This window comes from Xanthomonas sp. F10, from assembly GCF_014206815.1.
In the GTDB taxonomy this organism is placed as follows: domain Bacteria; phylum Pseudomonadota; class Gammaproteobacteria; order Xanthomonadales; family Xanthomonadaceae; genus Xanthomonas_A; species Xanthomonas_A indica.
In genome coordinates this window covers 310,801-324,391 of record NZ_JACHNP010000001.1, presented here as the reverse complement: position 1 = coordinate 324,391, position 13,591 = coordinate 310,801, and the positions used below count along the sequence as shown (strand labels likewise).

11 protein-coding genes are annotated in these 13,591 nt (G+C 65.2%); all 11 read right to left on the bottom strand.

The genetic code is table 11. The features are described from left to right. Positions 1 to 221: 221 nt before the first annotated feature. The 11 genes from FHR56_RS01380 to FHR56_RS01330 all read right to left on the bottom strand — a co-directional run bounded on the left by FHR56_RS01380 (position 222) and on the right by FHR56_RS01330 (position 13,420). On the bottom strand, positions 222 to 1,898 hold the full coding sequence (locus FHR56_RS01380; protein ID WP_184502577.1) for a hypothetical protein: 1,677 nt from the start codon (positions 1,896 to 1,898) through the stop codon (positions 222 to 224). A 65-nt stretch (positions 1,899 to 1,963) separates the two neighbouring features. Next, positions 1,964 to 2,362 (bottom strand): GtrA family protein, encoded by a 399-nt coding sequence (locus tag FHR56_RS01375; RefSeq protein ID WP_010377761.1) that lies wholly within the window; start codon positions 2,360 to 2,362, stop codon positions 1,964 to 1,966. Further along, a complete protein-coding gene (locus FHR56_RS01370) occupies positions 2,359 to 3,645 on the bottom strand; it encodes an NAD(P)/FAD-dependent oxidoreductase (protein ID WP_160948150.1) in 1,287 nt (428 codons plus the stop codon). The genes FHR56_RS01375 and FHR56_RS01370 overlap by 4 nt, the downstream gene beginning before the upstream one ends. Before the next feature lie 24 nt (positions 3,646 to 3,669). Further along, positions 3,670 to 4,614, bottom strand: coding sequence for an NAD-dependent epimerase/dehydratase family protein (locus FHR56_RS01365; RefSeq protein WP_160948149.1), 945 nt, complete (start codon positions 4,612 to 4,614; stop codon positions 3,670 to 3,672). A 191-nt stretch (positions 4,615 to 4,805) separates the two neighbouring features. Next, complete coding sequence (locus FHR56_RS01360; protein ID WP_160948148.1) at positions 4,806 to 7,046, bottom strand: hypothetical protein; 2,241 nt, start codon at positions 7,044 to 7,046, stop codon at positions 4,806 to 4,808. Between the two features lie 155 nt (positions 7,047 to 7,201). Next, the gene (locus tag FHR56_RS01355; protein WP_160948147.1) at positions 7,202 to 7,930 is read right to left on the bottom strand and encodes an SDR family oxidoreductase; all 729 of its coding nucleotides are present in this window, start codon (positions 7,928 to 7,930) and stop codon (positions 7,202 to 7,204) included. 2 nt (positions 7,931 to 7,932) lie between these two features. After that, positions 7,933 to 9,240 carry an FAD-binding oxidoreductase gene (locus FHR56_RS01350; protein WP_160948146.1) on the bottom strand — a complete coding sequence of 436 codons (1,308 nt, stop codon included), beginning with the start codon at positions 9,238 to 9,240 and terminating at the stop codon, positions 7,933 to 7,935. Beyond that, on the bottom strand, positions 9,240 to 10,628 hold the full coding sequence (locus FHR56_RS01345) for a UbiA family prenyltransferase (protein WP_343160772.1): 1,389 nt from the start codon (positions 10,626 to 10,628) through the stop codon (positions 9,240 to 9,242). The genes FHR56_RS01350 and FHR56_RS01345 overlap by 1 nt, the downstream gene beginning before the upstream one ends. A gap of 106 nt (positions 10,629 to 10,734) precedes the next feature. Next, complete coding sequence (locus FHR56_RS01340) at positions 10,735 to 11,712, bottom strand: lysylphosphatidylglycerol synthase transmembrane domain-containing protein (RefSeq protein ID WP_160948144.1); 978 nt, start codon at positions 11,710 to 11,712, stop codon at positions 10,735 to 10,737. Between the two features lie 20 nt (positions 11,713 to 11,732). Then, positions 11,733 to 12,674 (bottom strand): electron transfer flavoprotein subunit alpha/FixB family protein, encoded by a 942-nt coding sequence (locus tag FHR56_RS01335; RefSeq protein ID WP_160948143.1) that lies wholly within the window; start codon positions 12,672 to 12,674, stop codon positions 11,733 to 11,735. Beyond that, on the bottom strand, positions 12,674 to 13,420 hold the full coding sequence (locus FHR56_RS01330; protein ID WP_160948142.1) for an electron transfer flavoprotein subunit beta/FixA family protein: 747 nt from the start codon (positions 13,418 to 13,420) through the stop codon (positions 12,674 to 12,676). The genes FHR56_RS01335 and FHR56_RS01330 overlap by 1 nt, the downstream gene beginning before the upstream one ends. Between the last annotated feature and the right edge of the window lie 171 nt (positions 13,421 to 13,591).

Sequence of the window (13,591 nt, the reverse complement as noted above, 5' to 3'; positions counted from 1 at the left end):
GGATGGTGATTGCCTTTGCTCACCGATGGGCTGTAGCTGCTGATGCTGCCCAATGTGGCCGCTGGCTCCACGCCGGTTGGTAGGGCTCGACTGCGAACAGTGAACGACACTGGTCCACGATGGCGTGTCGATGTAGGAGCCTAGAGCCTGGAGCAACTCTGGAAATGGCGCGGGCCAGGGTAGTGATCCCGTGCCCGCGCAAGTTCCAGCGTCCTCGAATCCTATAGGCTCTTGGGGGCGACCGTGGTCTTGCAAAATCCCGGTATTACGATCTTGTAAACGGCTGGTTGTCCTCGTGCCAGCAGGTAGGCCTTGAAGGGGGCGCCGAAGGGCGCGCCTGGACTATCCTGTTTGGGCTCGGCCAGCAGGCCCCGACCCACGATGGTGTCGTTTGCGTCCACCAGCAATACGGTGGATATCTTCTGAGGCAGGATGGAATTCATCAGTCCGCCCTTCAAGCGGATCCAGTCGTTCGTCGACGCATCGACAGCCTCGCTTTCCAGCCCGGCCAAGCTACAGGTCTGCAGTGGTGACGTGGGATAGCTGCCGCCCAAGGTGAGTTTCGCATCGTAAATCCCGGGCTTCGCGAATATGCCGAGACCCATGTTCGCGGCAGGCTCGGCGATTTTCTGTGCCCAAGCTGCGTCGGGGAAAATCCACCCGATCTGCTTGTCATCCTTGACTCCCAATTCGAGCGCCAGGGCGGCGAAACGCCACTCGAAGTCCAGATAAGGTTGCGGACGAGTCGCTGTCAACTGCGAAGGCAGGAAGGCGAGCGCCATCAGCGCCAGGCCGATCTGATAAGGCATTGTCAGCGCGCGATCGCGAAAGAAGTTTCGTGATGCCAAGATCAGGACGCAACCAAGCACCAATAGGCCAGGTGTCGTGTAGCGACTCGCCACGGCGGCATCGAGGCCAAACAGCGCTCGGCTACCCGCCGTCGCAAATGCGGAGGCGACGAGGTATCCAAGGAAAAGGGTGACGACAAGATCGACATCAACCGTTTCATGGCGCTTGAATATCGTGCGCCAGGACAGGATCGCTCCTGCGGTCAATAACACAACACCGGCGAGGATGGCCCAGCCGAGATGGAGCGAGCCACTCGCGTCCAAGTGGGCGAACGGGCTGCCGATGTACGCGAAGAAGAACTTGATGACTTCGAGCGGCTCTGTCCGAAGCGATGCGAGGATCGAGCCATGTCCGGCGGGTGCCGTGTAATGGTGGAAGTACAATGCCGGAACGGCAATCGCCACGGCCCAGGCCAGCAGATTGCGACGCCAGCTTTGGCGCCCCAGTAGACAGGCGACAGCGACGACGCCTCCCGCCAACACACCATTTGCCATGCTGACGGCGGCCATTGCGGCCACGGTCAGGGCTGCCAGGAACACGATGGCATTTCCGCGAATGCGCGTGCGGCATGAGGCATGCAGCAACACCAGTGCGAGCAGGGGCAGTAGATTCGCGAGGAAGAACTGACTCTGGAATGCCCATGTCAGGTTGTTGCTTTGGGTCCACAGCAGTGCGCAGCACAAGATGAAGGCTGCGATCATGCGCCCATCCCGTCTCCGACTTGCGTCGCGTTGCAGGGCGCACCAAGCGAGTAGCCCAAAGGTCGAGCACGCAAGCAGGTAGTTGATAACAACCAGTACGGCGCCATTGCTATCGAAATAGCGATAGTCGAGGAAGAAAAGGATTCTGGACAGCACGATGCGATGTTCGTTGTGCTGCGCCCACCACTGCGAGACATCGGTCATCTGGCGGACATAAAATCCCAGTCCGCCATCCCACATGTCCCAGAACGGGACGGGGCTGAACGTGAGAATTCCACCCACTACGGCCAATAGCGCATAAAGAGCGGCCAATGCGGCGATCGCCGCAAGCGCGGGCTGCGACACCATCAATGTGAACGCAGCCAGCGTCCTGTCGCGCAGCCGTGATGGCGCGCTATGTTGAGCTGCCTGATTCATCGATGCCCCCGAAAAGTGAAATGCTTGTGGCCCAGATAGCTGATTGCAACCGGGGCAATGACGCCTATCGCATGAGCAACGGCCTGAGGATAAAAGTTCATCTGCATTTTCGGAAAGATAATCTTGGCGAAAAGCAAACTGATTAGCAGCGTCTGCAGTGCTGCCGCCACGTTGATGAGGATGAACCAAGCTGCCTGCTGGTGGATGTGGTTGCTGGATTCCTTGAATACGAAAAGTCGGTTCAGCAAAAAGGCGGTCAGCATGCCGATGCAGTAGGCAATGATGATGGCCTGCGCATACGGCATAAATTCGTTCAGCAGGATTCTCGATCCAAAATTGACGAGCGCCGCAAGACCGCCCGCCACCAGGAACTTGAAGAACTTCTGATCGATCACAGATCAGCCACCAGCTTGGCTCCCACAGCGATGCTCTCGTTGATCGAGCGATCCTCCGGGTAGTAATACGCCGTATCCGCCATGTAGAACCCTTGCAGCGGCGTCTTCATCGGCGGCAGCATGTCCTGGAACCCCGGCGGACAGATGGTCTGCGCGTACTCGTAGCGATGGCAATGGGTCGCGCGAATCCACTCCGGCTTGAAGTCCGGATTGATCATCGGCAAGTAGCTGATGACTTCGTCGATCAGCTGCTGGTTGCTCCACTGCCACTTCGGATGGGTCTTGGGCATGTAGTACGGCGCATACACGATGTGCTCGCCGGTGCCCTTGCCGGGATTGAGGTTGCTGTACTCGATCAGGCCGGGGATGGCGATGCGGTCGTCGCTGATGTTCATCCAGAAGTTCTCGCTGACCGGCTTGGACAGCTTCAGGATCACGCAGGCGACCGGGATGTTTTCAATGGCGGCAACCTGATCGGCGAAGGTCTTGGGCAGGCCGGGCACCATGCCGGGCACGTACTGGATCGGTGCCGTCGACACCACGCCGTCGTAGGCATGATGGCCGTCGTGGGTGCGGATGCCGGTGACCTTGCCATCGACCGAGGCGACTTCCTCGATCGGCTGCGACAGCAGGATGCGTCCGCCCAGCCGGGTCACTTCCGCGGCCATGCGTTCCAGCAGCACGGCCGAGCCGCCCTCCAGATAGCCCATGCTTTCGTTGAACAGATTGCGCCGCGACAGTGCCACGCGCTTGATGCGGGTGCCGATCCACGAGGCGGACAGGTCGTTCTGGTACTCGAAGAACTTCAGTGCGAAGGCCTTCTCCCACATCACCTTGTAGGCCTTGGGGCCGATCCAGCGGGTGATCCAGTCGCGCGCGTTCTCCTTGTCCAGCGCGGTCCAGTCGCTGATGCCCTTAGTGTGCATGACGTGCAGGGCGTAGCGGATCTTGTCGACCAGCCCCAGGTGCGGGAAGCCGAGCAGGGCGAACGGCGTTCCCCACTTGTGCAGCTTGCCCTGGTAGTAGTACCCCATCTTGGTGTCCGTCCAGTGCAGACGGTCGGACAGCTTCAGGTCCTCGAGCAGCTTGAACAGCGGGAAATCGGTCTTGCAGATGAAGTGATAGTAGCGCTCGATGCGCAGTCCGTCGAAATCGAAGTCCGCGGACATGCCGCCGATGCGGTCGTCGCGTTCGTAGACGTCGACCTGGTGGCCCTTCTTCAACAGTTCCATGGCAGCCATCAGGCCCATGGGGCCGCTGCCGACGATCGCGAATGTGCTCATAGTGTCTAAGTCTCGTATAACGGTTCAGCGCTTGAGCACGATGTGGCTGTAGCGCGGGTCGGTGTAGCTTTCGCGGATCGCGTCTTCGAACGGCGTCTGGCGTACGCCGAACACCGCTTCCGTATCGACGCCCTTGAAGTCGTCGCCGGCGCTCAGCGCCTTCAGCTGGTCGGCGGTGAACGGCGGCTTGGCGCTGAAGAGCGAATACACACGCAGCAGGAAGGCGAAGAAGCCGATCGGGATATGCACGATCAGGGTGTGCAGTTTCTTGACCCGCTTGATCGTCTTGATGATGTCGACATAGTCCACGCGGGTGTCGCCGACGATGTCGTAGACATCGCCTTCGGGTTCGCGCTCGATGCACTTGGCGATGCAGCGGCAGAAGTCGCGCTCGTACAACGGCTGGCGCATGAACCTGCCATCGCCCGGGATCGGAAATACCGGGGTCTTGGCCATGAAGCGCGACAGCCAGCCCAGGTGCTTGGGATCGAACCACCCAAACATCAGGGTCGGGCGCAGGACGCAGTGGCGCAGGCCGCTTGCGACCACCATCTCTTCCTGCGCGCGCTTGGTGTTGGTGTAGTCGTCCTTGGCCACCGAGTTCACCACCGAGGAGCTGATGTGCACCATGTAAGGCACCTTCGCTGCGCGGCAGGCGTCGAGTACGTGTGCGGTCGCGGTCAGGTTGTTGCGGGTGAACAGAGCGGTGGTCTTGCCGGTGATCTGTGCGTGCAACTGCACGACGAGCTGAGCGCCTTCAAACGCCTTGCTCCATTCGCCCGGCTCAGCCAGATCCGCAAGGATCGTCTCCACATCCGCATGCAAGCCTCGCAGGATGTCGAGATTGTGCGCGTGCTTATCGATGGCTACCAGCCGGGTATAGCCCTGTCGCTTCAGTTCGACGATCAGGTTCTGCCCCACCAGCCCTGCAGCGCCGGTCAGGACAATCTTGTCATTCTTCTGTGCCATGAATCAAACTCGAAAGCGGATGAATGGAGTCAAGGTGCGTCGGCGCAATGCAAGTGGCTAGTCGAGCCGCCGTCGGTACTTGTTTGTGAAAGAAAGCGAAGGATTTTCGCCGATCGCTGCGGGTCACCAGCGACATTCTGATCGCAACAGTGCAGGAGCTCGGCGCAATTGCAGGACGGGCACGTTCAAAATCATACAGAAACCTGCTCTTTGCCCGAGTAATCGGAGGGCTCCTGGACCTCAAGGAGGGAGGCGCCGACGACCGAACTCTGCGTAAAAGCCTCGGGTGCTTCCTCGCCATCGGAATGCGCTCCCGATGGCAGGTTTGCCGCCCTTGCGAAGCAACTCTCCGTGGCGATCAGGGTGGCCAATGCCAGCCCGCCGCACAGCAAGGCGCTCACCAGTACGTAGGCCGACTGCAAGCCGGGGAGGAACTGCCGATCAAACACATAGGCTGACAAGGACACGGTGACGTTGGCCAAGCAGATCGCATAGAAAAGAGGAGCACTGGTGCGCCATACGGCGGCCAGGATGGCGAGCTGCAGCAGCAGTACAGACGCGTAGGCGCCGATGTGCGTCGTCGTTACCCCTCCCTTAAAGATTGCGATCACCCACACCAGGGTGACCACGGCAAAAGACGTCAGTGCCTGCAACAGCTTCTTGAGCGGTTGATTGTCTCGACGGCGGTCGCGCAAATACATCACGGCAATGCAAGGGAGCAGCAACAAGGGCGAGGCAAACCACATCGAATGGAACATGTGGTAGAAGTCGTCCTCGATAAAACGGGAAAGGAATGCGGGATCCTGTCGCGTCGCCATCCTCCACGCGTCATACGGTGCCGAGAGTGTGCCTTTGACGACCACGCCGAGATTCTGCAGGCGTGCGGTCAGCCATTCGCCGGGAGTGATCTGGGAATAGGCGTGGAGAATCGCCTGCGCGGCGCTCTCGTCGCTGACGTCGATCTTGTCGGCAAAGTGCCACTTGATAAGCCGGTCGCCTGGAGGATCGACAAGCCGCTGATAGGCCACCCATGGAAGGTAGAGCGCGGCGGCGAGCGGCCCGGTCCGCAGCAGCATTGCCAGGCCTTGGCGTTTGTACCAGCACAGGTGTACGAGGGCGACACCGACGATGAAGAACAGCGCGCCGCCATGCGACAGCATGGCCAGCGCTGCGGCGACGCCCGCCTGCCCCCAGCGCCTGGGTGTACCGTCGGCCGGAAACAGCGCCAGGTAGTAGATGAGCGAAAAGGCCGCGGCCAGCAGCTTGGGCCAGACAAATAGGGTGCTGAGCAACATCAAGGCCGACAGGCTGAGCACGAGCAATGCCATCGCTTGCGCCCGCTTACTCATGAACCGCGCGAGCAGAGAAGCCAGCGGCAGCAGAACCAGCGCCTGCGCCCAGCTGCAAATTCCCTGGTACACGAATACGTGGTTGTGCGGTAGCAGCTTGTATAGCATGAGGTACAGTCCAACCTGCAGGGGAGGACGGTCGCTGCTCAGCCAATCGCCAACCATCGGGATGTCCAGCCTGCCGCGCGCAAGCATGTCGCCGAACAGCATCGGCAGCCAGGCGTCGGTCGGGAAATGCCGCCAGCGCAATGCCGGGCCATCATCCAGTTGTCCCTCCCAATGGAATGGAAACAATCCGATCCACAGGATCAGGCAGACAAGCAGGAGTGCGGGGAGCAGGCCCTTCTGCAAGTCGGCGATGTCGGCGAGCGAGACGTGTCGACGCCTTCCGATCATCAGCGCGAGTGGGAAGGGGAGTATCAGAATCAGCAAGGCCAGCGCACTGCCTAACTTGGCAGAAAGCACATAGCCCAGGAAGATCGCAAACCAGCCGCAGCCCGCGGCAAGCAGACCCTGGAGCAGACGCTCACGCGGAGGTACACCTGCGGGCAGGCACAAGCAAACGGCGAGCAACCAGACATTCCCCAGCAGCACGGCGGCCAGCATCGGCAGCATGCCTCCGGCCAAGTCCACGGCGGGCTGCGTGATTGAATCGCCGAGGCCGGCCCAGCCGAAAGAAGAGCGGGACTGATCGTCGATCCGGATGCGATAGCCCTCCTGCGCGATGTCCTCGGGAACCACCAGCATGAAGCGTTCCCAATGCTCGCGGGGTTGCTCGGGAATTGCGATCCGCGCGGTCTTCCCCGTGCGGGTGACCGCATTGAGGCTCACACCGGGATTTCCCGGATAACCGGTCAGCATGACTTCGATGTGCTTTGTGCCAGGAGGATAAGGGCGCGACTCCAGCGTTCCGACCCAGGCGTCGGCGCCTTCGCAGAAGCTGATACGGCCCGCGACGGTGTCATCCTGCTTCAGGAAAGGCGAGTTGATCGGGGCGCAACCGCCATCGATTCCCAACGCAGGGTCCGGATAGAACCCGCAGCCTCCAAGAAGCAACAAGCAGATGAGCAGTGCCATGTTCATGACACGACGCCCCGCAGAGACGCTGCTTCTGTGGGGCCTGTCAGAAATTCCCGCTGGGTTGCCCTGCTCGGACAGGGGCGCCGCGATGCAGAACATGGCATGTCGACCGGTCATGTCAGATCTCGATCCTGCAGGAAACGAATGTACCGGTCATGTCAGAGCTTGATCCTGCGGAAAACGAATTCGGGAATGGATTTGATGACGAACATGATCGCCCACCAGAAACCGGGCAGGTAGGCGACCGCGCGGCGGCCGTCGACGGCGCGCAGGATGCCCTTGGCGATCTGGTCGGGCTTGGCCCACAGCGCGCCCTTCTTGAAGGCGGCGGTCATCGGCGTATCGACGAAGCCCGGCTTGATCGTGAGCACGTTGATGCCCTCCGGGCGCAGGCGCTGGCCGAGGCCGCTCAGGTAGGCGCTGACCGCGGCCTTGGCGCTGCCGTACAGGTAGTTGCTGGCGCGGCCACGGTCGCCGGCCACCGACGAGATCACCGCCAGCGTCGCGCCTGCACGCAGGCGCGGCGCCAGCGCGGCGCACAGCGCGATCGTCGAGGTACCGTTGGTGGCGAACTCGCGCATCGACAGGTCGACCGAGGCATCGCACGCGGCCTGGTCGGGCAGCGTGCCGTGGGCGATCAGCACTACGTCGACGCCGCCCAGCGCGGCCCAGGCGGCATCGAAGGCCGCCGCATGGCCGGCGCTGTCGTTGACGTCGAGCACGCCGCAACTGGCCTTGCCGCCGCGCGCCGACAGGTCCGACGCGATCGCGTCCAGGCGCGCGGCCTGGCGGCCGAGCAGATGGAGGGCCGCGCCGCGCGCGGCGTAGCGCCGGGCGGTGGCCTCGGCGATGGCCGAGGTGGCGCCGATGATGAGGACGCGTTGCATGTTCACTCCGTGACCCGGCGCCAGAAGCCGGAAGAAAAGCGGGGATCGAGATAGCGGCTGAAGTCCTGCCAGCGGGCATAGGCGCGCTGGAACGAGGCGGCGGACATGCGCGCGTCCTTGGCAGGGTACAGAGCGCCGTCGGCGGCGTCGACGATGCGGTCCAGCCGTTCCAGCAGGCGCAGCACGTCGGCGCCGTCGTTGGGGAAGTCCAGCGCCAGCGTGGTGCCCGGGCGCGGGAAGGACAGCATGCCGCGCGCAGGAAGGTCGCCGAATTCCTTCAGTACCGCCAGGAAGGAGCCGCTGCCGCTGCGGGCGATTTCCGCCAGCAGCGCGTCCACGCCGTCGCGCGCGGTGGCCGGCGGCAGCACGCACTGGTACTGCAGGAAGCCGCGTGGGCCGTACATGCGGTTCCAGTGGCGGATGCCGTCCAGCGGATAGAAGAACGGCAGCACGTGGCTCAGCCGGCGCTTGCTGCGCGCGGGCTGACGCCAGTAGTACAGCGCGTTGAACGGCCGCAGCGAGAGCTTGTTGACCAGCGAGACCGGCGGGGTCAGCGGCATCGCCAGGCCCTTGCCGGGCGAGGCCGGGCGTTCCTCGGGCAGACCGGCGCAGTGATCGGCGCGGGTGAAATGGCCGCGGCCGCGGGCGCGGCCGCTGGCCAGGCAGTCGATCCAGGCGACGCTGTATTCATGGCTGTCGGCCGAGGCGGCGGACAGCGCGAAGAATTCGTCGAGCGAGCCGAAGCGGATGTTCTCCGTCTCCAGCGCCGGGCCCGGCACGCGGCGCAACTGGATCTCCGCCCAGGTGATCAGCCCGGTCAGGCCGAGTCCACCGACGGTGGCCGCGAACCAGCCCTCGGCATCGTCGTGCGGCGTGCACAGGCGGCGGCTGCCGTCGCTGCGCAGCAGTTCGAAGGCGAGCACGTGGTGGCCGAAATTGCCGGTGCGGTGATGGTTCTTGCCGTGCACGTCGTTGGCGATGGCGCCAGCCACGGTGACGTAGCGGGTGCCCGGCGTCACCGGCAGGAACCAGCCTTGCGGCAGCGCCAGATCGATGATCTCGGCCAGGGTGACCCCCGCCTCGCAGCGCAGGCGGCCGGAGGCCGGGTCGAAGCCAATGAAGCGGTCCAGGCCGCGCGCGCACAGCAGGGTGCCGTCCGGATTGAGGCAGCTGTCGCCGTAGCTGCGGCCATTGCCCCGCGGAAGCGCGTTGCCGGCGAAGGCCGGCAGCGCAGCCGCCCGGTCGGTGATCGGCAGCAGTGTTTGCGTCGCCCGTGGGTAGCGCCCCCAGGACTGCCCGGCGTCGGCCATCAGATGGCGCTCAGCGCGAACAGCCCGCACAGCACGACGACGACCTGGCTGACCCGGTCCGTGGCGGCGAACACGATTGGGTCGTCGTGCATGTCGCCGCGGTGCGCCACGATCCAGACCCGGCTGACCCAGTACAGCAGCACCGGGCAGATCAGCCACAGCAGCTTCGGATGCCGATACAACTCCACGCTTGCCGGGCTATTGATGTACAGCGCCATGACCATGACCGCGATGTACCCGGCCGCCGCGCCCATCGATTGCAGCAGCACCAGGTCTTCCACCGAATAGGCGCGTCCGCTGGCCTTGGTCTTGCCGCTGCCCAGCATTGCGTGCAACTCGGTGTAGCGCTTGAGCAGCGCCAGCGAGAGGAAAATGAACATCGAGAACGCCAGCAGCCAGAACGACAGTTCCAGGTCGATGGCCACCGCGCCGCCGATGATGCGCACGGTGTACAGCGCCGCCAGCAGCACCACGTCGATCATCACGATGCGCTTGAGCCGCAGCGAATAGGCCAGCGTCATCACGTAATAGGCCAGCAGCACCAGGGTGAACTGCAGGTTGCAGGCCAGCGACAGCGCCAGTCCCGCCACGGTCAGGGCGGGCGCGGCGAATAGCCCCTGCAGCAGCGGCAGCCGGCCGGCGGCGAACGGCCGCTTGCGCTTGCGCGGATGCTGGCGGTCGGGCGTGAGGTCGAGCAGGTCGTTGAGCACGTAGACGCCGGAGGCGCAGAGTCCGAACGCGACCATGGCGATCACCGACTGCAGCACCGACGCGCCGTCCAGGAAGCGATGCGCGGTCAGTAGCGGCACGAATACCAGCAGGTTCTTCAGCCATTGGTGCAGGCGCAGCGCCTTGAGCCAGGCGCGGGCGCGCGGGGGCGCCGGCCAGTGCCCGTGGAGGGCGGTACGCTGTGCGGCAGCGGCGCGCAGCCCGTTGCCGTTGTTGACTACCCAGGCGCCACCGGCCTTGTCCCACACGTGCAGGTCCACGCGGCCATTGCCGGCGTAGTCGAAATTGCCTTCGCCGAACCGCTGCACCAGCACGTCGGCCTTGTTGCGGCCGGACAGGTTGCGCTGGCCGTCGCTGGCGATGACCTCCTCGAACAGGCCCAGGTGCGCGGCGATCGGCGCGACCAGCAACTGGTCTGAGGCGGTGCACAGCACGCGCGGGCGCTGCGCCGTATTGCGCAGCAGCTCCAGGACGTGCTCGTTGTAGGGCAGGGTCTCGGCCGGAAGCGTGACCCGGGCGGCCAGTTCGCGCTTCAGCGCGGCCTTGCCGCGCAGCAGCCACAGCGGCAGCAGGAACACGTACAGTGGGTTGCGCGCCAGCAGGGCCAGCAGGGACTCGTAGAGGATGTCCGAGTTCAGCAGGGTGCCGTCCAGATCCACGCAAAGCGCGCGCCCTGAAGCAGCCGGGCGTTCGGCGGGAGGGCTGGGGGGGAAGGACATTCTGCGGCCTGGGGATCCATCGCGGGGCCGCATTATAACCAGCGGTTCAGGCGGCCTGGCGCCGTTGCAGGAATTCGGTCGCGCCCATCGCCAGGGCGCCCACGGCGACCGCATACCAGAGCGTGACCAGCCGCGCGGCCACCGCCACCGCGATCGCATCGGCGGTGGCGACGCCCAGCCGGTCCAGCATCAGCACGATCGCCAGCTCGGTGGTGCCGACCCCGCCGGGCACGAAGGACAGCGCGCCGATCAGCATCGCCAGGGGGTAGATGCCGAACGCGACCAGCGGGTCCAGGTGCAGGCCCAGGCCGTGGCACAAGCCGACGAAGACCGCTGAAGTCAGGCCCCAGGCGCCCGCGCCCGCGATCAGGCTGCGCACCATCTGCGCGGTTCCCAGGCAGGCACGCAGCTCCGTGGCAGCGAACACGGCGAACTGGGCCGTCCTTCGAAGCCAGCGGCCGGGCAGGCGTCTGCCCACGGCCTCCAGCCACGCCAGCAGGGCTGGCCAGGCGGCGGCCCCGAACAGCAGGGCGACGAAGCCCAACACCACCGCGGCGAGCGTGCCCAGGGTCGGGAAGACCGGTGCGGCCAGCAGCGACAGCGCCAGGATCACCAGCAGGTCGGAGGCGCGCTCGAACACGAATACCGCCAGTGTGCGCCCCGGCGGCACGCCCATGCGGGAGAAATAGCGGATGCGCAGCAGTTCCCCGGCCTTGCCCGGGGTGGCGGTCAAGGCGAAGCCGGCCAGGTAGGCGGCCCAGCCCAGCCAGAACGGTACCGCATGGCCTTGCCGTTGCAGCAGCCAGCGCCAGCGCCAGAAGCGGAACAGGTAGCTGGCCGAGACCGGCAGCACCGCGAGCGCCAGCAACGGCCAGACCGCGCCGAGCCGGGCGAACGTGCCGTTGCCGCGGTCCACCCACCACAGGGCGGCCAGGTAGCCGCCGCACAGCAGCACGACGAACACCGCCAGATGATCCGCACGGTGGCGCGGCGCGGGCACGCCGTCGGCGCCGTGCGGCATCATCCCCAGGTCCCCCTGACCGCTCAGCCCAGCGCCTTTTCCAGCTCCGGCAGCACCGTGAACAGGTCGCCGACCAGGCCGATGTCGGCGATCTCGAAGATCGGCGATTCCGGGTCCTTGTTGATCGCGACGATGGTGCCGGCGTCCTTGATGCCGGTCAGGTGCTGGATGGCGCCGGAAATGCCGATCGCCACGTACAGCTCAGGCGCGATGATCTTGCCGGTCTGGCCGACCTGCAGTTCGTTGGGCACGTAGCCGGCGTCGACCGCCGCGCGCGAGGCGCCGACCGCCGCCCCGAGCTTGTCGGCGAGCTGGTAGACGATCTGGAAGTTCTCCGCCGAGCCGACGCCGCGGCCGCCGGAGACCACGCGCTTGGCGCTCTGCAGGTCGGGGCGGTCGGACTTGCCGGCGGCCAGGCCGACGAAGCGGGTGTGGCTCGGCAGCGACGCGTCCACGGTGGCCGCTTCGACCGCCGCGCTGCCGCCTTGCGCCGCTTCCGGCCAGGAGGCGCTGCGCACGGTGGCGACCACGATCTGGTCGGCCGGGGCCTGCACGCTGATGATGGCGTTGCCGGCGTAGATCGGGCGCTTGAACGCGTATTCGCCGTCCACCGCCATCAGGTCGGAGATCTGGTTGACGCCGAGCAGGGCCGCCACCACCGGCATCAGGTCCTTGCCGAAGGTGGTGGAGGGGCCGAACACGTGGCTGTAGCCCTTCGCCAGCGCGGCGATCTGCGGGCCCAGCACCTGCGCGATGGCGTGTTCGTTGGCGGGGTTGGCGACGGTGAGGACGCGGGCGACGCCGGCGATCTGCGCCGCCTGGGCGGCCACCGCGGCCGGGTCGGCGGCCAGCACGACGATGTCGATGGCGTCCGGCGAAATCGCCTGCGCGGCGCTGACGCACTTGGCGGTGGCGGCGTTGAGCTGCCCGTTGAGGTGTTCGGCGACGACGAGGATCTTAGACATCACAGCAACCCCTTCTGCTTGAGTGCGGCCACCAGTTCGGCGGCATCCTTGACCATCACGCCGCGGCTGCGCTTGGCCGGCGGGGCGTAGTGGGTGGTGGTGAGGCTGTCGTTGGCCTCCACGCCCAGGTCGGCGAAGGCCAGCGTCTGCAGCGGCTTGCTCTTGGCCTTCATGATGTCCGGCAGCTTGATGAAGCGCGGCTCGTTCAGGCGCAGGTCGGTGGTGACCACCGCCGGCAGGTCCACTTCCAGGGTCTCCAGGCCGGCGTCGACCTCGCGGGTCACCGTCGCCTTGCCGTCGGCCACCACCAGCTTGCCGGCGAAGGTCGCCTGCGGCCGGCCCCACAGCGTGGCCAGCATCTGCCCGGTCTGGTTGGCGTCGTCGTCGATCGCCTGCTTGCCCAGGATCACCAGGTCCGGCTGCTCCTGCTCGACCAGCTTGAGCAGGGTGCGCGCCGCGGTCAGCGGCTGGATCGACGCGTCGGCGACCACGTGGATGGCGCGATTGGCGCCCATCGCCAGGCCGTTGCGCAGGTGCGCGGCGGCGTCGGCCGGGGCGATGGTGGCGACCACCACCTCGCTGGCGATGCCGGCGTCGCGCAGGCGCAGCGCCTCTTCCAGGGCGATTTCGTCGAACGGGTTGGCGGAGAGCTTGACGCCCTCGGTGATCACGCCGGAGCCGTCCGGCTTGACCTGGATGCGGACGTTGTAGTCCACCACGCGCTTGTAGGCGACGAGGATTTTCATCGTGTACGAGATCCTTCAGCAGTGCGGGAAGGCCCGGCCGCGGCGGCTGGCGCGGGGCAGTCGGAGGATTCTAACCGGGTGCGAGGGACCATGCGAGGGCGTATGGTGGCCGAATCGCTGGCCAGGATCCTGCCGCGCGGCAGCGACGACTGGTTCATATAAACCGTATAT